This is a genomic window from Aquiflexum sp. (assembly GCF_041751335.1).
In the GTDB taxonomy this organism is placed as follows: Bacteria; Bacteroidota; Bacteroidia; order Cytophagales; family Cyclobacteriaceae; genus Aquiflexum.
The window spans coordinates 1-20195 of sequence record NZ_JBGSXS010000380.1; the positions used below are offsets into that span (position 1 = coordinate 1).

16 protein-coding genes and 1 pseudogene are annotated in these 20195 nt (G+C 39.5%); 13 read left to right on the forward strand and 4 right to left on the reverse strand.

Annotation, left to right across the window (positions count from 1 at the left end; all coding sequences use genetic code 11):
• A partial coding sequence (locus ACEW8U_RS20285; RefSeq protein ID WP_373523876.1) for a class I SAM-dependent methyltransferase occupies positions 1 to 713 on the reverse strand: 713 nt, incomplete at its 3' end.
• Positions 714 to 1195: 482 nt separating this feature from the next.
• On the opposite strand from ACEW8U_RS20285, the gene ACEW8U_RS20290 reads away from it, so the two are divergent.
• The 10 genes and pseudogenes from ACEW8U_RS20290 to ACEW8U_RS20335 all read left to right on the forward strand — a co-directional run bounded on the left by ACEW8U_RS20290 (position 1196) and on the right by ACEW8U_RS20335 (position 15700).
• A complete protein-coding gene (locus ACEW8U_RS20290) occupies positions 1196 to 1915 on the forward strand; it encodes a lysostaphin resistance A-like protein (protein WP_373523877.1) in 720 nt (239 codons plus the stop codon).
• Between the two features lie 522 nt (positions 1916 to 2437).
• Positions 2438 to 4840: an FtsX-like permease family protein gene (locus tag ACEW8U_RS20295; RefSeq protein WP_373523878.1), complete on the forward strand. Its 2403-nt coding sequence runs from the start codon at positions 2438 to 2440 to the stop codon at positions 4838 to 4840.
• A 364-nt stretch (positions 4841 to 5204) separates the two neighbouring features.
• Complete coding sequence (locus tag ACEW8U_RS20300; RefSeq protein WP_373523879.1) at positions 5205 to 7631, forward strand: ABC transporter permease; 2427 nt, start codon at positions 5205 to 5207, stop codon at positions 7629 to 7631.
• A gap of 594 nt (positions 7632 to 8225) precedes the next feature.
• The gene (locus ACEW8U_RS20305; RefSeq protein WP_373523880.1) at positions 8226 to 10634 is read left to right on the forward strand and encodes an ABC transporter permease; all 2409 of its coding nucleotides are present in this window, start codon (positions 8226 to 8228) and stop codon (positions 10632 to 10634) included.
• Positions 10635 to 10855: 221 nt separating this feature from the next.
• A pseudogene (locus ACEW8U_RS20310) lies at positions 10856 to 11563 on the forward strand (alpha/beta hydrolase family protein).
• Between the two features lie 133 nt (positions 11564 to 11696).
• The gene (locus tag ACEW8U_RS20315) at positions 11697 to 12209 is read left to right on the forward strand and encodes a DUF6855 family protein (protein ID WP_373523881.1); all 513 of its coding nucleotides are present in this window, start codon (positions 11697 to 11699) and stop codon (positions 12207 to 12209) included.
• 21 nt (positions 12210 to 12230) lie between these two features.
• On the forward strand, positions 12231 to 13541 hold the full coding sequence (locus ACEW8U_RS20320) for a DUF2254 domain-containing protein (protein WP_373523882.1): 1311 nt from the start codon (positions 12231 to 12233) through the stop codon (positions 13539 to 13541).
• A 63-nt stretch (positions 13542 to 13604) separates the two neighbouring features.
• On the forward strand, positions 13605 to 14057 hold the full coding sequence (locus ACEW8U_RS20325; RefSeq protein WP_373523883.1) for a DUF1569 domain-containing protein: 453 nt from the start codon (positions 13605 to 13607) through the stop codon (positions 14055 to 14057).
• Positions 14058 to 14116: 59 nt separating this feature from the next.
• On the forward strand, positions 14117 to 14515 hold the full coding sequence (locus ACEW8U_RS20330) for a nuclear transport factor 2 family protein (protein ID WP_373523884.1): 399 nt from the start codon (positions 14117 to 14119) through the stop codon (positions 14513 to 14515).
• A 69-nt stretch (positions 14516 to 14584) separates the two neighbouring features.
• Positions 14585 to 15700: an alpha/beta hydrolase gene (locus ACEW8U_RS20335; RefSeq protein WP_373523885.1), complete on the forward strand. Its 1116-nt coding sequence runs from the start codon at positions 14585 to 14587 to the stop codon at positions 15698 to 15700.
• Between the two features lie 227 nt (positions 15701 to 15927).
• On the opposite strand, the gene ACEW8U_RS20340 is transcribed toward ACEW8U_RS20335, so the two are convergent.
• The 3 genes from ACEW8U_RS20340 to ACEW8U_RS20350 are packed head-to-tail and all read right to left on the reverse strand — an operon-like array spanning position 15928 to position 17556.
• Positions 15928 to 16707, reverse strand: a complete 780-nt coding sequence (locus ACEW8U_RS20340; protein WP_373523886.1) for a hypothetical protein — start codon at positions 16705 to 16707, stop codon at positions 15928 to 15930.
• Positions 16701 to 16895, reverse strand: a complete 195-nt coding sequence (locus tag ACEW8U_RS20345; RefSeq protein ID WP_373523887.1) for a hypothetical protein — start codon at positions 16893 to 16895, stop codon at positions 16701 to 16703. The genes ACEW8U_RS20340 and ACEW8U_RS20345 overlap by 7 nt, the downstream gene beginning before the upstream one ends.
• A 46-nt stretch (positions 16896 to 16941) precedes the next feature.
• Entirely contained in the window at positions 16942 to 17556 is a 615-nt protein-coding gene (locus ACEW8U_RS20350) for an outer membrane beta-barrel protein (protein ID WP_373523888.1), read from the reverse strand.
• Between the two features lie 349 nt (positions 17557 to 17905).
• Between ACEW8U_RS20350 and ACEW8U_RS20355 the strand changes: the two genes are divergently transcribed.
• The 3 genes from ACEW8U_RS20355 to ACEW8U_RS20365 all read left to right on the forward strand — a co-directional run bounded on the left by ACEW8U_RS20355 (position 17906) and on the right by ACEW8U_RS20365 (position 20110).
• Positions 17906 to 18361, forward strand: a complete 456-nt coding sequence (locus ACEW8U_RS20355) for a hypothetical protein (protein WP_373523889.1) — start codon at positions 17906 to 17908, stop codon at positions 18359 to 18361.
• On the forward strand, positions 18351 to 18578 hold the full coding sequence (locus ACEW8U_RS20360; protein WP_373523890.1) for a hypothetical protein: 228 nt from the start codon (positions 18351 to 18353) through the stop codon (positions 18576 to 18578). The genes ACEW8U_RS20355 and ACEW8U_RS20360 overlap by 11 nt, the downstream gene beginning before the upstream one ends.
• Before the next feature lie 122 nt (positions 18579 to 18700).
• Positions 18701 to 20110 carry a prolyl oligopeptidase family serine peptidase gene (locus ACEW8U_RS20365; RefSeq protein WP_373523891.1) on the forward strand — a complete coding sequence of 470 codons (1410 nt, stop codon included), beginning with the start codon at positions 18701 to 18703 and terminating at the stop codon, positions 20108 to 20110.
• Positions 20111 to 20195 lie beyond the last annotated feature (85 nt).

Here is a 20195-nt window from a genome sequence, read left to right on the forward strand (position 1 = left end):
TCAAAAACCAAAAAATGCTGGATATTCATAAACTGACCGTTCTGGGATATTTTAAATCCATTGGCTGAAAGTTCTTTGGTGACTTGGTCCACGGTCATTTTGTGCAATGGTTTGATTCTGACCTTTGGGTCTTCACCTCTATATTCTATCAGCAATAATTTCCCATTGGGTTTGAGAGATTTTTTGATTTCCTGCAATACTTCATGGGGAAACAAAAGTTCATGGTACACATCCACCATGATGGCCAGGTCAATAGAGTTTTCCGGTAAATTAGGAGATTTTTCAGTTCCTTTGATGGTCTTTACATTTTCAAAATCCAATTCCTGGCTTTTTTCTTTCAAGTATTTGATGGCAGGATCTTGGATTTCCACTGCATACACCAATCCCTCAGGAACCCGTTTTGCAATCCGGAAGGTGTAATAACCAGATCCGGCCCCGATATCTGCCACGACACTCTTTTTGTCAATAGGAAGGTTTTTGATGGCCAATTCGGTATTTTCCTCTTGGGGCCTTGTGGACCTTTCCAGCCAACTCATACCCATAAAATTCATCACTTGGGATATCTCCCTTCCCATATATACTTTTCCTGTTCCGTCACGGTCAGGAGTTTTATAGGAATAGACGGATTCATCCAAAGCCGCTTCTTGTTCATATTGTGCATGACAATTAATCAACAAAAAGGAAAAGAAAAGTATGAGGGTAGACCTTATCATGGGATTTAAAATTTATGGAAAATTTCAAGTATAGATTATACATCAGAAACGAGGGGTATTCTGAATTGTTTTGAGCGGAAGTGGACAATAACTGTACGGATTCAAATTGATTCCAGGATTGAAACTGCCTCTAATTGCTAAAATGGGTGATTCGTAATTTGGCATCTTTTTGGGAAAAGGGATAACAGCTTCAAGCAGTTTGATGTTTGCCCTTTTTGAAATCTAAACCAACTACCGGGACAAGTAACCTGTCCCAACCCAAGAAGAGGTGACATTTGTTTTGAAATTGATACCCTTCGGAAGAACTGATAAAGATAATTTTCTTCCCCAAGGTCTGTCGCCTCGCAAACCGAAACGTTCTTTCCAAGAGGTATTTTAGTTTAGTTGATAAACAGCGCAAAGCCTCGATCATGTCGGGGCTTTGGTTTTTTAATTAAATCAATGGATCAACTGATCCTCTAAACATTTAAACAAGAAATACAATGGCAGAAAGCAACAGTAGTACAGTAAGCAAAGCAAAGACTTTAACAATTTTTATTTTCACAATTCTTTTTGGCTTTATCCTGTTTATAATTCCGGATGTTTTCTTTGGTGTTACCAAAATCAATGGTGGCAAAATTGGGATAAATTTATTTTACATTGCCCTGTTTCAATTTTTCTCAATTTCACTTTTGCTCTACGCTTCGCTTAGAATTTTAAAAAAGGATTTTGGACAAATTGGACTTCGGTTCGTAAATGTCAAAAAGGATGCCTTGTTGGGTGGTCTTTTCGGAGTTTTGTGGACTGTCCTTCAATTTGCTGTTATCATCCCGAACACAGGAGGGATAAACCGGGCAGATATCAATGGAATGTTGGGAATGTACGATGGAAGTTTTATGGGGACATTATCATTTATTGCATTGGGTGTGATAGGAGGTGGGATTGCAGAAGAACTTTTTAACAGGGGATATTTCATTAATATTCTTAAAGGAGTTTTTAAAAATCCCAAGATTGGTTTATGGGTTTCAGCTGTACTTTCAATTGTGATTTTCTCATTAGGTCATATGCCAAGTAGTGCTTTGGATTGGTTTGATATTTTGGTGCCTACGATAATTTACACCATTCTATTCATTTCAACCAAGCGGTTAACGGCCTCTATGGTAGCACATGGGATTTACAATTTGACTGCTATTTTATTGACTTACTATATTTATTTCAAATAGAAGTATTCCCTTACTTCCTTACAGAAGAACTTGCGAAAAAATATGGCATTTAAGGTATTCAGAAATAGCAGTGATGACACCATGGAATTTTCTCAAAATGATAGACCAGGCCAATAACTAAATCGTTCACATATTTTTCTTTCTCCTCAAACCGAACCCATCTCACCAAATTATTCAAATTCTTTGTCCGTTAACGGTCAAAACTGTTCGACTTTTTTTCATAATGATTTTTAGATTATCCCTTTTTACCGCATTTGAGGGGTTTTGACTTGTGGCATAAATGTGGGATTACTCATCATGGTCCAAAAAGGTCAATTAAATACCTAACCATCTATTTTAGAATAAAGCAACTGCCATTAAGGTTTGTAATAAAAAGAGTTGTATAAATCAACAAAGACATAGAATAGAGATTTAAATTCATAATCCAACCTGTCAGGCAAGTCTAAAATCTTATTTCTTGCGTCTTGCGTCTTGTGTCTCACTTCTCATCCCGATAGCTATCGGGACTCACTTCTATTCAAAATGTGGAAAAACTATTTTAAAGTCTCGCTCCGAAACCTGTCCAAGCGAAAGCTATATACAGGTATCAATATCCTTGGTTTGACCATTGCCATTGCAAGTTTTTTGGCGATATCCCTATACATTCATCATGAGGCTACATATGATAGTATGTACACAGATTCTGATCGTGTGGTTAGGTTCGGTCAGCGTTTTGCCATGGCCGGAAAGGAACAAGTGGTCAGTATGACTCCTTCAGCTTTGGTCCCTACTTTAATGGAAGAGTTGGATGAAGTGGAAGTGGGAACCCTGATTTTTGACGTAGGGATTTTTTCTTCGGTGTTGGTAGATGCAGGTCAGGGCAATCAAGAAGAAAATAAATTTGCCTACGCAGATGAAAACTTTTTTGAGGTTTTTGATTTGGAAAAGATAGCAGGACAGGGTGGGAAATTATTGGCTGAACCCAATCAGATCGTGTTGACCAAAAGTACGGCGGAAAAATACTATGGAGTTGTAAACTCAGGATTAGGACAGGTTCTAAAAATTGACGGAAAGGATTATATGGTCACCGGAATTGTTGCGGATTTTCCAAGCAACAGCCATTTGGATTTTGATTTTCTGGCTTCCTTTAAGTCCCATCGTCACGGTACAAACCCGGAGTGGTCACCTGCCAATTATTATTCTTATGCCAAATTAAGTCCGAATGCAGATAGGGAACATTTTGCACAAAAACTTGATTTGTTGGTGGAAAAATATTTTGGTGAAGAAATGAGGAGTTATGGATTTGATGTGGGCATATTGTTTCAGCCATTGACCTCCATTTACTTGGGGGATAGTCAACTCAAGGAAATGAAACCTGCAGCGGACATCAAAAACCTTTACATATTTGCAGTAGTGGCGATTTTATTGATCATCATTGGGATCATCAATTATGTCAACTTGGCAACAGCAGAAGCCACAGAAAGAAATAAAGAGGTAGGTCTTAGAAAAATTCTCGGAGCAGGCAGACTACAGTTGTTTGGTCAATTTATCTCTGAGTCTTTCATACTTTCAATTTTTAGTATGGCTTTGAGTGTTTTGTTGCTACTCTTATTCAAATCCCAGTTTGAATCCTTTGCAGGTACTCCTTTAAAAACTGAGTTATTGCTTAGTCCCCTTGGGATATCGATTGGAATAGGCCTGCTCATTTTCATAGCTTTTTTTGCTGGATATTACCCTTCTTTGGTATTGTCGGGATTGGAACCTTTGCAGGCTTTGGGTAAAAAAATATTGGGTCAAAAGGGCGGGCCTTGGCTGAGAAGAAGCCTTGTGGTATTCCAATTCTTTGTATCTATCAGTTTACTGGTTGCAACATTGATTGTAAAGCAGCAATTGGAATATATGCAGTCTGTGAACTTGGGATATGATAGGGAATCAGTCGTAGCCTTGAATTTTCACTACAACATGCGGGAACAGATACCTGCTTTAAAAAATGAAATTGAAAGGAACGGCGTCGCTCTTTCCGCAAGTTTGGGCAATGCCATGCCACATTTTATTCAAGCAGGTTATTCAGTTTCTCCCGGAGGTGACAATGATAAAGATTTTATGATTACAGGATTTGCAGTGGACCATGATATGGTTAAGACCATAGGATTGAATTTGATTGCAGGAAGAGATTTTACCGATCAGGATATAGATCAAACCAAAGCTTATGAGGATGAGCTGGAAATGAATGTGATATTCAATGAGGCAGCCATCAAAGAATTGGGCTGGACACCTGAGGAAAGCATAGGGCGCAAAATTGTTTATAATGGGGTCAATAGTGTGATCAAAGGTGTAGTGGAAAATTTCTATTTCAATTCCCTTCACCATCAGGTTGGTGCCTTAGGGATTTTTATCCAACCAACAGAGGCAAACTGGCTATTGGTCAAAATGCCAAAAGGAAATCTAACTGGAAACTTGGCAAAAATGGAAGAGGTATGGAAAGGATTCTTTCCTGAGAGACCTTTTGCTTATCGTTTTCTAGACCAAGAATATGGTAAAATGTATCTGGCAGAACAAAAAACCGGTCAAATCTTCGGTCTGTTTGCAGCAATAGCCATCGGCATCGCCTGCATGGGACTGTTTGGATTGGTGTCTTATGTGGCACTAAGGAGGACCCGGGAAATCAGCATCAGAAAAGTCCTTGGTGCCAAAGCATCTGACGTACTCAAAGTGCTATCTGCAGATTTCTTTGTATTGCTTGGGGTTTCAGCTGTGATGGCCGTTCTCTTTGGGATTTGGTTTTCCAATCAATGGCTTGAAGGATTTGCTAACAAAACAAAAGTTTCTCCTTGGATATTTATCATGGCCATATTGGTAGTAGGATTCATTTCCTTCCTTACCATAGGATACAGAACGATTAAGGTTTTTGTACAGGATCCTGCCAAGACATTGAAAGATGAATAGTGAGGGAAAGGATGAAGGATGAGGGAGGAAGGATGGAGAAGCGAGAGCCGAGAGTTTAGAACCAAGAATCAAAGCCTGTCCCGAAGAATTTCGGGGAACCAAGAAATAAGAGTCGAGAAAGATAAAGGCTCATATGGACGGAAATCGGAAGGTTTTAGGAATCGTCATTGCAAGGAGCACTTCTGATGACTTTGGTTTATGCAGAAACCTTTCGTGCGACGTGGCAATCTCTGGAGAGCAGTCATAATACCTTCTACCTTTGACACCCTAAATGAAGAGCAATACAAATAAAAAAAACCAAGTTTTAACCCCAATAATTGGATAACCTTACAAAAATTGAAACTTAGAACAACCAACAACTACCATGCTCCACAACTATCTTAAAATTTTCATCCGAAACCTGAAAAAGAATCCTGCTTATATACTGATCAATATTTTGGGATTGTCGGTTGGGATGGCTGCCAGTATCTTGATATTTCTCTTTGTCCAACATGAACTCAGTTATGATAAATACCATGAGCATTCAGACAGGATATACAGGGTTTCAAGGGCTTGGTTCAATCCTGATGGGGAGACCAACCTGCATTTGGGACATGCAGCACCTCCTTTTGGACCATTGTTGAAATCAGATTTTGAGGGTCAAATTCAGGAAGCTGTCAGGTTGATGAATGTCAATGTTGTCGTAAAAGATGGGGCCAAAGTTTTTGAAGAAAACAGATTCTTTTTCTCCGATCCTGAGGTATTCAATGTTTTTTCATGGCCATTGTTGGAAGGTGACGCTGAAACTGCTCTCACATTCCCTGATGGTATGGTAATCAGCAAAACCATGGCTGAAAAATACTTTGGTACTCAGGATGCAGTAGGCAAGTCATTGGAAGTGATGATCGGATCGCAGGCAATCAATATGCAGGTCAGAGGAGTCATGAAAGATATTCCTGATAATTCCCACTTCAAAGCAGATTTTTTGGCATCCATGGAGCCTGTAGTGGCTTTCTATGGAGGCTACGAAAGTATGATGTCGAACTTTGGTAGCAATAATTTCGGAACTTACCTACTTCTGGAACAGGGAGTGGATGTCAAGGATCTGGAAGCTCAGATCCCGGATTTTATTGACAGACACTTACCAAAGAGTTCCCAAGGTTTTTCTGCCTCAATGGGTACAAAATTATTTTTGTGGCCTTTGACCGATATCCATTTACATTCCAACTTGGATTCTGAAATTGAACCCAACAGCAGTATTGAATACGTCTATATCTACAGTGCCATTGCCATATTTATTCTCTTGATTGCCTGTATCAATTTTATGAATCTGGCCACCGCCCGTTCTGCTAAAAGAGCTTTGGAAGTGGGTTTGAGAAAAGTATTGGGTGCTGATAGACAACTCCTTGTAAGGCAGTTTATGGCTGAGACGATCTTGATGTCGCTGATAGCTTTGGTAGCTGCACTGTTGTTAGCATACATATTTCTTCCCACTTTCAGCAATTTCACAGGGAAACTCCTAAGTTTGGATTTTTTTAGACATCCTGAATATTTGTTAGGATTATTGGTTTTGGTAGTAGTTGTAGGATTGCTGGCCGGAAGTTACCCATCACTTTTCCTTTCTGGATTCCAACCCGTCAAAGTACTGAAGGGAACCTATAAAATCGGCTCCATCCATGAGAAATTAAGGTCATTTTTGGTGGTAGGACAATTTGCAATTTCGGTGATTTTGATTGTTGCTGTTATGGTTGTTTTGAACCAACTGGACTTTATGAAAAATAAAGATCTGGGTTTTGACAAAGATGAAATAGTCGTACTTCCGGCCTATGATGAATTGATAGGGAATTATGAGATGATGCGTGACAGACTGCTTCAGCAACAGGGGATTGAAAATGTGGCATTGGGAAGCAGAATTCCTTCGGGAAGACTGTTAGATGCGCAAGGGGCACAGGCAGAAGTGAACGGTGAATTGTTACCCATTGAAGTCAGGATTTCAGACATTCATGTCAGTCATACCTTTATGGAGACTTTTGGGATGGAAATGGTTGCAGGACGTGATTTTGATTACAACCTGGCAAGTGATTCTACTGAGGCTTTTATATTGAATGAATCGGCAATAAGAGCCATTGGTTGGTCTAGTGCAGAGGAGGCAGTTAACAAGCCATTCCAATATGGAATTAGAAGAGGATATGTAACAGGGGTTGTAAAGGATTTTCACTTTGAATCCCTTCATCAGCCGATCAGTCCCATGGTCTTCCTGATTCCAACTGACCGAATCAATGAAGTAGCCATAAAAATCAAAGGCGAAAACAAAGATGCCACCTTGGCATTTCTACAAGAAGAGTGGGTGGCCATGAAACCTGATTTCCCATTTAATTATTATTTGGTTTCGGATAGGTTTGAACAACAATATGAAGCAGAAGAAAAAGTTGGGGCCATATTTGGATTTTTTGCGGGCTTGGCAATTTTGATCTCTGTATTGGGTTTGTTTGGCCTTGCAGCCTATGCCACCGAACAGCGAACAAAAGAAATCGGTATCAGAAAAGTCATGGGGGCCAGTATTTGGAGCATCGTTTCACTTTTGGGCAAGGATTTTCTTAAACTGGTATTCTTCGGGTTCCTTTTGGCCATTCCCATAGCATGGTACGGAATGAACGGGTGGCTGGATAACTTCGCTTACAGTGTCACTGTATCCTGGGTGGTTTTCTTGATAGCCGGTTTCACGGCAACCCTAATTGCTGCCCTAACCGTCAGTTCCCAATCCATCCGAGCCGCCATGATCAATCCGGTGGATGCATTTAAGGTGGAATAGAAGGAAAGGATGAAGGATGAGGGAGGAAGGATGAAATGAGAAACGAGATGCGAGAAGCGAGAATCTTAGAATCAAGAGCCAAGAGCCAATAACAAAGAATCAAGATGCGAGAGCCGTGAATTGAGAAGTGGGAGATAAAAACAAAGAAGCGTGAACCAAGAAGCGAAATCCGAGAAATAAGATACTATTGATGTTTTGATTATCTAATGCAACAACTATTAAAGAAGACTTCACCTTGTCATGTCGATCCCGACAGCTGTTCGGGAGAGACATCTATTGAGGTGCTAGATACAAGAACCAAAGCCTTCTACGAGTTTCGGAAACAAAAAGGCAAAAGCCTAATGGGTACAGAAAAAGACAAAATGCCGAAGGCATGACCGATATTATAGCCTGGTAATTTATTGCCGGGTTAAAGGCAAAATGTATGTATCCAAAAGTGCCATGGGCACGAACGATATATTGGTTGTTGGGGAGGTGAGAGAAGAAAAGTGAAGAAGGCTAAACCGAAAACTATTAAGACAACCCATGCAACCAAACAATCCAAAAACCAATCTTTAATCAACATACCCAAAAGACTTTCAACCCAATACCCCCATGCTCAAAAACTACTTCAAAATCGCCCTTAGAAATCTGAAAAAACGAAAGGCTTTTTCGATTATCAATATCCTCAGTTTGGCCTTGGGACTTACAGGAGGAATTTTTATGATGATCTATGCATTGGATGAATTTTCATACGATAACTTTCATACCAAAGCTGACCGTATTTACCGGGTCAATACGGTTTTTGTGGACCTGAAGTCCGGTTCGGAATCCTATAACAGTGACAATGGTTGGCCTGTGGGACAGGTCTTGGAAGCCGAATACCCTGAGGTAGAAAAGATGGTCTATACCATTGGATGGCCGAGATATGAGGTAACTTCCGATCAGGAAAATCATAGCCCAAGGACGATCTACACCAACAAGGAATTTTTCGAAGTGTTTTCTTTCGAAATTGCAAAAGGCGATGTGAGTTCGACCTTGGAAAAACCTTATTTCGCAGTTATCACTGAGGATTTTGAAGCGAAATTGTTCAAGGGTGAGGATGGAATCAACAAAGAATTTTTTATCGGAGACAGCATCCCTATCACAGTGGGTGCAGTAGTCAAAAATGTCCCACAGAATTCCCATATTCAGTTTGACCTTTTGCTCTCCCAAGCTACCTTCGATGTCATGAGGGGAGTGACCGATTACACTGAAAACGGCTGGGGAAATATCAATATGGGCAACTACCTCTTGCTCAAAGAAGGGGTAGATCATGAATCATTTAAATCAAAAGCAAAAAACGTCTATATGGACAAGGTGGGAGATCAGATGCGCTCTTGGGGTTCAGAAGCGTTACTGTATTTTGAACCGATGGAAGAAGTTTATTTGAAATCCCAATCCGGAAACAGGTTTGGAACATTGGGAAGTATCGACCGGGTGTATATGGTCTTGGGAATTTGTCTTTTTACCATCTTGCTTGCCTGCATCAATTTCATCAATTTGTCCACGGCCCGCTCTATGGACCGCTTCAAGGAGGTAGGCCTGAGAAAAGTGGTGGGTTCATCCAGGATGGCATTGATTACACAGTTTATGACAGAAGCTTTTGTCCTTACTGTTATTGGCCTATTGATTGCACTTTTCTTATCAAGCGCGGTGATGCCGGTATTCAATGAATTGGTCAATAAAACTTACAACCTTGAAAGTTTCCTAAAACTCGAAATTCTCTTGGGAATAATGGCTTTGCTCTTGTTAATCAGTCTGTTGGCAGGATATTATCCTTCACTTCATCTTTCTGCCTTACAACCTGTAAAAATCCTTAAAGGGAAATTTACTCCCGGAGGTTCTGGCCTTAATTTAAGAAAGACATTGGTCGTATTCCAATTCTTCATTTCAGTTTCCCTGGCAATGGGGACATTGGTAGTGCTCAATCAATTGGATTATATGCAAGAAAAAGAATTGGGATTTGCCAAGGATGAAATTTTGGTGCTTAATGCATCCAAACTTCCCAAAAACCGAATAGAAAGCCTGAAAAATGAATTGAGTGATATTTCAGGAATTCAAAAAATCACTTATTCCAACGGTATTCCTGGAAGGCCAGGTTGGATAGGGCAGATAGCTTTTCCCGAGGGAAGAGAGGCCGAAAACCCGGTTTCTGTAGAATACCTTTCTGTGGATGAGGATTACTTGAATACCCTAAACCTGGAACTTGTTGCGGGAAGGTTTTTTGATCCCGAGAGAGAAACTGATAGAACCGAAGGCCTGGTGTTGAATGAAAGAGCAGTAAGAATTTTCGGATGGAACAGTCCCGAAGAAGCTTTAGGGGAGAAAATAGTTTCCCCATCCACCACTCCTCAGGGAACCGTGATAGGGGTGGTGAAGGATTACCATCAATTGGGATTGCAGCAGGCCATTCATGGGATTGCTATGGATTGGGCGCCTGATTACTCCTATTGGTTATCCCTTAGATTTGATCCGACCCAGACCACGGCCATATTTGAATCACTGAATCAAAAATGGTTGAATGACTTTGGTGAAAGAGATTTCAAATACTTCTTTTTGAATGAAGACTTTGAAAGATTGTATCAGTCAGAACTTCGAATGGCCAAGATGTTCAGGATTTTTGCGGGGTTAACCCTTTTGATCTCTCTGATCGGATTGCTAGGTTTGGTTTCCTTTATGATAGAATCCAGGGCAAAAGAAATGAGTATCAGAAAAGTTTTGGGGGCAGGGGTACCGCAATTAGTCTATACGTTGTCCAAAGAATTTATGGTGTTAGTGATCATTGCTTCTGTCTTGGCAGTCCCTGTAGCGTGGTATTTTGGCAAAGAATGGCTTCAAAATTTTGCTTACCATACAGAGATAGTGCCAATGGCTATGGCTGCAGTGGTATTTGGAGCACTGTTGGTCACTTTATTGATAGTAGGTTTGCAGGCCTTAATGGCGGCATATAGAAATACCGTTACGGGGTTGAGGAGTGAATAGGGTAAAATGTGATTTTTTGATGTATGTCAAAATTTACGAGGATTTCATTCCATAGCTTAGCCTACTAAATATCCAACATTATGAAAAAAAGAAATATCATTCTCTTATTGATTGTGATACTGGTGTTGTCTGCTGGACTAATTTATATTTTTACTTATGTTCCTTCACTTTCAGAGCAACGCGGGGTCGTCGAAACCAAACTATTTTTGGGAAGTGCTGATATGCAGCCATTGATTGTTGCTTTTGGTGGGGGTGATGGGGGTAATGATTGGTCCAAGAATTATCTGAAAGGGAAAAGAGATAGCTTGAATAAAATGGGATATGCAGTATTGGCAATTGGTTATTTCAATTCTAATGGCACCCCCGACTATTTAGATTGGATTTCATTGGATGCCATTTCCGATACCATATTGAAGATCGCCAAAAACCCAAAAATTGATGAAACTAAAATAGCACTTATGGGAGGTTCCCGTGGATGCGAGTTGGTATTAAATCTGGCAAGCAGGTTTAGTCATTTCAATGCTGTCATTGCTTTTTCAACTTCAAATGTAAGTTTCCCCGCAATCACCTGATCATGGACCTATAAAAATCAGGAAGTACCTTATGTTCCCGCATCCTTGAAAGTTATCTCACCCGCATTGAAGGGGGATCTATTTACGGCGCACAGTATAATGCTGGAGGATGAGGTGGCAGTGAAAAAGGCTGAAATTTCAGTAGAAAACATCAATCGTCCGATTTTTATATTGTCTGGGAAAAATGATGAACAGTGGCCAGCAACATTGATGTCAAATAGGATAATGAAAAGGCTACAGGAGTATGATTTTCAACACTATAAGGAACACGCTATACTTGATGGTGGACATATTGAACCGTTGAAGCAATTTAATCTGGTGTATGATTTTTTGGAGAAATATTTTCCAGTGCAATAATCTCCAAAACCGAAATAAAGAGATCATCAATAGTAAATAATCTGTTAGTCAAATTTCAATTTTTTTTACGGTTGAAAATCAGTATTTCTTTGACGACCAATCTTAATGTTGAAACAATGACAAATATTTAAATTTGGAACTACAAAAATTAAAATTGACTACCTTCAAAGAAAACTTTCAGAAATTTTCAGCGAGATTGAAGAAGGTAACAGGAAATATCTTACCTACAAAATTCATTAAGATGGCACAAGAAGGAACAAAAGAAAATCCATGGAAACTAAAAACTCCACCATTGGCATCTGACTATGAAATGTATAAGGACCTTAAGGATGGTAAAGAAGTGATAGTATGCGTAGTTGGTAAAACAACTTTACTTTATGACTATCGCTGTATAAACGATCTTCACACTATGCTGAAAAATCATGGGGATTGGATGGATCTTGGCAGTGCAGACGAACAAAAACCTATAAAAGAAGAGACTGTTGAAGCATGGGGCCGGTCAGAAACTAATCCTATCGGTGGATGGTATGGACTAAAGAAAGGTCTTCGTGGACGCTTTGGAATGTATATTCCCCCTTTAATGGAAAAACTTGGACTTGCTGAAGTGACACATGATGCTAGGGGTAATAAAATGAAAGCTAAGTAAAAGTAGACCTAAAATTACAACATGAAAAAACCACTCTTTTTTTTGAAAGAATTATTGGCAACATTCTGGTTTTTACCAGTGATTATTATTGCCTTTTCAATTTTTTTATCTATCGGTTTGGTATATATGGATAGCATAGTAACCATTTCTCACGAAGGTTGGCTTCGCTTTTTTTTGGTAAACAGCTCCGATTCGGCACGTAGTATATTATCTACTATTTCAGGTGCCATGATAGGTGTGGCAGGAACTGTTTTTTCTGTAACACTCGTAGCATTGACATTGGCATCTTCGCAATTTGGGCCTAGGCTTATCAAAAACTTCATGTATGTTAAGCTCAATCAGGTTGTTTTGGGCTCTTATATTTCTACCTATTTGTACTGTCTTCTTGTTTTGAATGCTATAAGGGACAGCAACGATTATAGCTTTATCCCTTCCATTTCTATTCTTGCGGCTATTTTAGCCGCAATGGCGAACATCATTTTGCTCATCGTATTTATCCATCAAATAGCGATCAGCATTCAGGCGGACAAGGTGATATCTGATATTTCTGATTTTATCTCTGAGCAAGTGGAAACACTCTTCCCCGAGAAAATGGGAGAAGAAAAAGAAGGAGAATTAAATATTGATATTGTTTCAGTTATTTCGGCTTACAAAACTCACACATCTATCAAATCACTTAAAAACGGTTATCTTCAATATGTAGATAATAAAGCTTTGATGAAGTGTATAACGAATCATAATGCACTATTGGAGCTGCATCAAAGACCTGGTAGTTTTTTGGTAAAAGGTATGGAGATGGGGAGAATACATACGACCAATAAATTGGAGGAAGAATCGTTGAAAAGTGTGTTGGATCAATTTGTAATCGGGAATATAAAGACTGCTGAACAAGACCTTGAATTCTCCATCCATCAAATGGTGGAAATCGCTGCAAGAGCTCTTTCTCCCGGGGTAAATGACCCCTTCACAGCAATTGTTTGTATCGATAATCTTACAGCAATCCTTTGCTATCTAGCCCAGGCTAAATTTCCATCTAGGCATCGGTTTGATGAAGCAGGAACGCTCAGAGTAATTTCTGATACATTGGAATTTGAGGGAGTTTTAGATGCTGCCTTCAACCAGATTCGTCAGTTTTCAAGTGGTAGTACTGCAGTTATTATCAGGTTGATGGAAGCAATGATCACCATTATTGGATTTACTAATGAAGAAAATCACAAAAATGCAGTAATCAAACATGCTGAAATGGTTTTGGCCAAAGGGGAATCAGACATCATAGAAAAAAATGATCTTGAGGATCTTAAAAGAAGAGCGGATAAGATTTTGGGGAAATAGGGAGGGAGAAGTGAGAGGCGAGATGCGAGAGACAGTGTCAAGGCACAAAAAGAAAAACCTTTTATGAAAACCATTTTTAATGAAGAAGATTATGCAGAAATCAGAAAGAGGATAATGGCACTTTCAGCTTCAAGTCTCAGAAAATGGGGCAAAATGGACCTGCAGCAAATGCTTCTTCATTGTACTGCACAATTAAAACTGGCAGTTGGCGAAATTCCTTCTAAGCCGCAAGGTCCTTCATTGATGAGATCTGGATTGGGCAAATGGTTATTATTTTCAAATCTTCCCTGGCCAAAAGGAGCAAAGACACCGGACGAAATGAACGTGGAAACAAATAGTTTTTTGGTGACAGACATTGAATTGGAAAAAAAGGATTTATTAAATTATCTCGAAGAAGTAAAAAGGCAGGACGAGTTATACCCACATCCTTTTTTTGGCAACCTCAAACGGGATGAATGGTCAAGGTTAATTTATAAGCATCTTGATCATCATTTAAAACAGTTTGGTAGCCGTTGAAAATTTGAATTCCTTGTATCTCAATGAAAAAAAATATCCTCTAACATAAATCCTATACTATGAAAGCCTCTATCCTGATAATCGTTTTTATTTTAGTTACTACTATTTCCTTTGGGCAGTCCACAGATGAACTGGAAATCAGACGATTGGAAAAACATTGGACTGAATTACTTGACAAAGGGGACACTACTTCTTTATTGGAGATTTGGACTAAGGAATATGTTGTCAATAATCCAAATGGAAGGATTGTGACGACAAAAGATATTGTTGCATTGATGAAAAGCGGACATGTATTTCCCAAAGTTGAAAGGATCATTGAAAAGATTACTTTCAATCAGAACATTGCCATAGTCATGGGAAAAGAACTTCAACAGCCAAGTAATATGGTCCCTGACCAGGATAATTGGATCCCAAGAAGATTCACCAATGTTTGGATCAAGGTAGATAATCAATGGTAGCTAGCTTCCAGGCAATCATCGGAAGTATGCTCGGAATAATTTTCAAAATTTAGGTTTCTGCTAACAATCATGAAAACTTTTAAAATTATGGCTATTTTATTCCTAGCAATGGTATTTGGAGCCTTAGTGCTTTTGATGACAGTTTTAATCTGGATCAGCCCTGGTAAACCTGAACCCTTTTTGGACAGTGCCGGAAATTCTTTGCCTCAAAGCATCTCCGAGAAAGTGTTTGTGCAAATAGGAGGTGTGCAGCAGGGCATGTTTATCAGAAGCAAAAACAGCCAAAATCCTGTATTGCTCTACCTTCATGGTGGGCCTTCTTTCCCCAATTATTTTTTGATCGACAAGCACAAACCTGGATTGGAAGACTATTTCTCGGTCTGCTATTGGGAGCAAAGGGGAGGGGGTTTGTCCTACAGTCCTGAGGTATATGTAGAAAGTATGAATTTTGAGCAATTGGTAGCAGATGCACTGGAAGTCACCCATTATCTTCGAAAGCGGTTTGGCAAAGAAAAAATATTCTTGCTGGCGCATTCAGGCGGTACGCCTATTGCATTGCGGGCAGCCGCTCAAAACCCGGATTTGTATCATGGTTACATAGCCATGGCCCAAATTACGGATCAGGCTTTTTCGGAAAGAATAGCTTATGACTACATGTTGCAACAATATCAGGAAAAAAATGATCAAAAATCAATTGACCAGTTGAAGCAATACCCCTTGATTGAAAATGATTCCCTGTTATATGATTTCTATACCTCAGGTCTTCGGGACAAAATGATGCACGAATTGGGTATTGGCACCATGAGGGAGATGAAATCCATATTCACAGATGTTTTTCTACCCGTTTGGACCTGTAGGGCTTATACACTTCCAGAAAAGTTCAAAATCTGGAGATCCAAGTTTTTCTTTTTGCCCAAAACCAATCTTAATAGGGAAATATTGACAAGGAATTTTGCGGATGAAGTTCCACAATTGGATATACCGATTTATTTCTTCAGCGGAAAGTTTGATTATACTGTGAATATGGGACTTTCCAAAGACTATTTCAGCAAGCTTCAAGCACCGATAAAGGGATTTTATACTTTTGAAAATTCTGCCCATAGCCCCTTATTTGAAGAGAATGAAAAGGTCAGGCAGATTATTGAAAAAGATGTTTTGAACAGAAGGGTAGACCTTGCGGATTAAGAATAGGCTTTCTGGATTAATTGATTTCTAGGTTGTTAAGGTTGAACTGACTGAAAGAAGCAGGTTCAATTTTTTGCCCCAGAGTTTTTGTTCAATTTATAGCCAATAATATTGTCAAAAGGTAAAAAGATCAGAATATTGATTAAACTCAATGGCACATTCGGTTTAATATCCGGAATGTGCCACGAGGTTATCTTTTGAATTGAAAAAAGAATAATAATTATACCTTAGACCAGAACTTCTTCCAAGGGCCGTCGGTAGGAATAAGGCATTTTTTCTGAATAACCCAACCTGATCAACAACAAAGGAGTCATGTTTTTTTCAAGTTTGAGGTAGGAAACAAGCTTTTTCCGGACTGCTTCTTCCTCACAGGGCATATTCATGTGTGCATGGTTGATTCCTAGTGAAGTCGCCATCAAGACCGCCCTTTCAAAGCTTCGGCCAAGATTGATCCATGCTTTTTTATCATTTCTTTTGGCAATAAAGAGCATAAGACCTGATGAATTGAGAATCAGTTCTTCGTATTTGTCTGCTTCTTTCTCAGGAGAAACAGATAGTCCCATAAAGATTTTTCCCAGCCAAGTCGGAACAGAAGGATTGCCCGTCACCTTCCCTGATAGTCCATCTCCGGTTTTTTCAGCCTTACTTTCATTGAATCTAATCCACTGTATCAGTTCATCTACGAAAGCCTGATTTTGAAATTGGAGAATGGCCCCTTCTTTTACAAAAGGAATAATAGAATTCATTTCCTTCTGATCTTTAAACACAAGGACTTCGACATCTTCCCCGTTTGCTGCGTCAATGATTTTCATCCAATCTTCCTTGGATATGGATTTGCCATCATAGTCATTGCGGGTACTTTGTCTTATGGAAATATATTCAAACAAGCCATTTTGGTTAAGATTTTTACCTTTAATCAATTCCAGGGAAATACTTTCTTCCATGGCATGGTCGAGATGAAGAGAAATCCTGGAATTCCATCCATAATGACTCGCAGCAATCAGCATGTTTTCCAAACACAACCTAAACTGATAAATAGAGCATGGTCATCAGGGTCAACAATCGGTAATCTCCTGCTAAAATCAGGAGATATTGTGATTGTATTCCCCTCTACCCTAAACTTCCAAGGTTGGGTATTGTGGCCTGAAGGTGCTTTAATAGCGTATGCCAAGAGGGTTTTGATATCCATTTCCATTTCCTTAAAGGATTAAATGATAGTACCATTTATTGGATAACTCGAGTTAGAAACTATAAACAATTCCCAATCCCAGAGAAATGTAATTAAGATTACCTTCGACAGAGGTGTTTCCTGTTGGAAAATCACGGGAAAGAGATCTGTACCTGATGCCGGGTTGAATTTTCCATCGCTCGGATAAGGGAACGGAAATACCGGTTTCCACTTGCCAACCAAATCCGTGCCCTGTGTCATGAACCAATTCTCCATTACTGTTTTCCATTTCAATATGGTTCCAAAGTCCTCCTGCCCTGACAAATACCCTGGTATCACCTGTTCCAACTGGAATAAAGTATTGGATACCATAAGTATACCCTGTTTCTTCAAAGTCCATATTTGGACCGGCGAAGGATTGGTCGGCAGAAAACTTGTTCCAACTCCATCCTGCATAGATGCCGAACTGAGTCATGAAATTGTAAGAAACAATCCCTTCAAGTCCAAATCCTGTTTTGAGTTGGGTATTGTTATTCAAATCTGAAACCGGGAAATTGGCACCTGGCCTGAATTCCAAGCTCCAATTACTTTGGCTCCATCCATTATGGGAAAAGCCCACTAACATCGCGAAAAGCATTCCGATCATCCATGTTCGGTTTGCTGAGAAATTTTTTAAGAAAGTTTTCATAGCTTATCTATTTTGATGAATGAAATTTAGAGATAATTATATATTCAAATAGTGATAAAAATCATTATTTGAATTGATTTTAGGATTAGAAATAGACATATAGAAATAATTTATTTGTATTTCTGAGATTAGAACTCAGAGACAAGAGTCAAGAATCAAAGCCTGTCCCGAGTATCGGGGAGACATTAAACAAAGCCTGTCCCGAGAATCAGAGAAAAATGACCTGCCAGTAGGCAGGAGTGAGAGACGAGGGATTATAAATGAGTAATAAGATGTTAAATAGAAAAAAAAAGCTAAGTCTTTTCCGAGGGTTTAAACAAGGTTTACAACTAAAAAATTGCTTTGCTATATGAAACGCCCCTTTTTTCTTTACCTGCTTTTCCTTCTTCACCTTTTTCTCGGCTTGGGAGCGATATACGGAGGCGGGATGTTGGCGCTTGAGCCTGATGGCTCATTATTAGGTATGGATACTGAATGGCTTGGTGATGTTCCTTTCAACACTTATCTCATACCGGGATTCTTCCTTTTCACTTTGATTGGTTTCTTGCCGTTATTGACTTTTGTCGGACTGCTTCTCAAACCGGAATGGGAATGGGCGGATACCTTCAATATTTACGCTAATAAACATTGGGCATGGACTTATTCCCTGTACTCGGGCATCATTGTCATTATCTGGATAACTATTCAACAGGTATTGACCCAATATTTTTGGTTGCAACCTGTTATGACTTTTACCGGTCTGCTTATAGTAATTTTCACGTTGACACCTCAGGTAATCAAAAATTTTGAAATTTATGAGCACTAAAATCAACAAAGAATGGCATGAGAAGAATAAAATGACCAAAAACCCTACCATGGAACAGCGGATGGCATGGCATATCGAACATGCAAAAAATTGCAGTTGTAGAAAGATTGAAGGAAAGATTGCCGAAGAGATGAGGAAGAGGGAGATATCTGTTTCCCTTTTTTCATTTAATAATACCAACAATCCATCTCCCTTAAACCCCTTTGTTGGGATTTAAGGGGGATGAGAAAGTTTGTAGTTATTTTAAAAATCAACTATATTGTTGATTACAAGCTGTTTGGTTTGACTTCATCAATGGTAGATAAAACAAACTGATTCCAGAAACTTAAATCAAAAACTATGAATCGGGACTTCTATTTCTTTGGGATCTTATTTCTTGGATTATATGTGATCGCAGCTTTATTCAATTGCATTATTTTTTTTCAGATTGATTTCCATTTGCATAACCTCCATTCTTTTGGCAATTGGTTGTTGGTAATTTTGGGTACTGCATTGATTGGTTCCATATTCTCGCTGAAATATTTTAGCCATAAAGGGTATAAATTTGCATTTGTGACAGGATTGATGGTTGTAATCTCAGGACTTTTTCAAAATATCTTTTTCTATTTTCTCTTGCAGTCTTTGCTGAAAGGATTACAGGACTATTATATTCCGGTATACATTCTTTCACTTGGCGCAGGTTTATTATTTGGGATAAGTCTTGTATTTTCCAAAGCAGGAAAAAATCCATGGTTAAGAGGAATGGGGATTTTTATATTGATCATAGTGGTCTTCTCGGCCTATGTTTTGAACCTGAGTTTGAATGTCCAGCCAGGACAGCCCATTAGTACAATCATTCAACTGACCCAATGGATTGTATTGGCTGCCAGCTTGGAATTTATTCCGTTGATCATGGTTTTTTATACGGAATTTAAGACCTCAAAATCAGATTCTGAGACTTCCGTCCCATATAAATATTCAGAATTCCTAACTTGTCTGGGTGGAGTCACTGTTTTGATGATCTTGGTAATTGGCATCATGGTGGGCACACAAAGTTTTTGGAGTACGCATGCATCTCCGGGCACGAAGGCACTGGCCGAACCCTTTGAAGCCAGAAGCTATGTGAACAGGGAAGGAGATAGCTTACTGTATCGACTGCTTCTGCCACTTGATTACGATCCCGAAAAACAGTATCCTATGGTAGTCTGCCTACACGGAGGGGCTGGCTATGGTACGGATAATTTCAGACAATTTGATGGATCCCTATTTGCCAGGATGCTATCCAAACCGGAAAATAGAGAGAAATACCCTGCTTTTGTTTTTGTTCCCCAATGCCGGCCCGGTTCTTCTTGGGGAGGTCTTCCCAATTTACCTGCTGTAGATGAATTGGTTTTTGAGACCATCGGTTCGCTGACGGATGAGTTTGCAGTAGATGAAAACAGACTTTTTGTAGCAGGCCATTCTTTGGGTGGATACGGGACCTGGCACTTTATCGGCACCCGACCGGATAAGTTTGCTGCCGCAATTCCTTTTGCAGGTGAAGGTAATCCTGATCTTGCACCAAACATGCTTAATGTTGCTATATGGGCTTTCCATGGAGCAAATGACGGAAACGTCCCGGTGAGCGGTTCAAGAGACGTGATTGAAGCGATCCGAAATGCCGGAGGCGATCCCCGCTACACTGAGTCTCCAAAAGGAGGCCATGGCTGGGAAATAATTGAAGATACCCCCGGAGTACTGGAATGGCTTTTTGCACAGAAGAGGGATTGAAAAGAAACCTTCTTGTCGCCTTTCTGATTTGGTAATGGAGGTTAAAAAAGCATCAAAGAAGTTCGGCAACGAAAAAAGTGAGTAT

What these genes read in the sequence shown, in the direction of transcription:
- ACEW8U_RS20355 (WP_373523889.1), top strand. Translation starts at nt 17,906, where the DNA reads ATGAAACGCCCCTTTTTTCTTTACCTGCTTTTCCTTCTTCACCTTTTT.
- ACEW8U_RS20325 (WP_373523883.1), top strand. Translation starts at nt 13,605, where the DNA reads ATGAAAACCATTTTTAATGAAGAAGATTATGCAGAAATCAGAAAGAGG.
- ACEW8U_RS20365 (WP_373523891.1), top strand. Translation starts at nt 18,701, where the DNA reads ATGAATCGGGACTTCTATTTCTTTGGGATCTTATTTCTTGGATTATAT.
- ACEW8U_RS20295 (WP_373523878.1), top strand. Translation starts at nt 2,438, where the DNA reads ATGTGGAAAAACTATTTTAAAGTCTCGCTCCGAAACCTGTCCAAGCGA.
- ACEW8U_RS20300 (WP_373523879.1), top strand. Translation starts at nt 5,205, where the DNA reads ATGCTCCACAACTATCTTAAAATTTTCATCCGAAACCTGAAAAAGAAT.
- ACEW8U_RS20305 (WP_373523880.1), top strand. Translation starts at nt 8,226, where the DNA reads ATGCTCAAAAACTACTTCAAAATCGCCCTTAGAAATCTGAAAAAACGA.
- ACEW8U_RS20335 (WP_373523885.1), top strand. Translation starts at nt 14,585, where the DNA reads ATGAAAACTTTTAAAATTATGGCTATTTTATTCCTAGCAATGGTATTT.
- ACEW8U_RS20360 (WP_373523890.1), top strand. Translation starts at nt 18,351, where the DNA reads ATGAGCACTAAAATCAACAAAGAATGGCATGAGAAGAATAAAATGACC.
- ACEW8U_RS20330 (WP_373523884.1), top strand. Translation starts at nt 14,117, where the DNA reads ATGAAAGCCTCTATCCTGATAATCGTTTTTATTTTAGTTACTACTATT.
- ACEW8U_RS20290 (WP_373523877.1), top strand. Translation starts at nt 1,196, where the DNA reads ATGGCAGAAAGCAACAGTAGTACAGTAAGCAAAGCAAAGACTTTAACA.
- ACEW8U_RS20340 (WP_373523886.1), bottom strand. Translation starts at nt 16,707, where the DNA reads ATGCTGATTGCTGCGAGTCATTATGGATGGAATTCCAGGATTTCTCTT.
- ACEW8U_RS20320 (WP_373523882.1), top strand. Translation starts at nt 12,231, where the DNA reads ATGAAAAAACCACTCTTTTTTTTGAAAGAATTATTGGCAACATTCTGG.
- ACEW8U_RS20345 (WP_373523887.1), bottom strand. Translation starts at nt 16,895, where the DNA reads ATGGAAATGGATATCAAAACCCTCTTGGCATACGCTATTAAAGCACCT.
- ACEW8U_RS20350 (WP_373523888.1), bottom strand. Translation starts at nt 17,556, where the DNA reads ATGAAAACTTTCTTAAAAAATTTCTCAGCAAACCGAACATGGATGATC.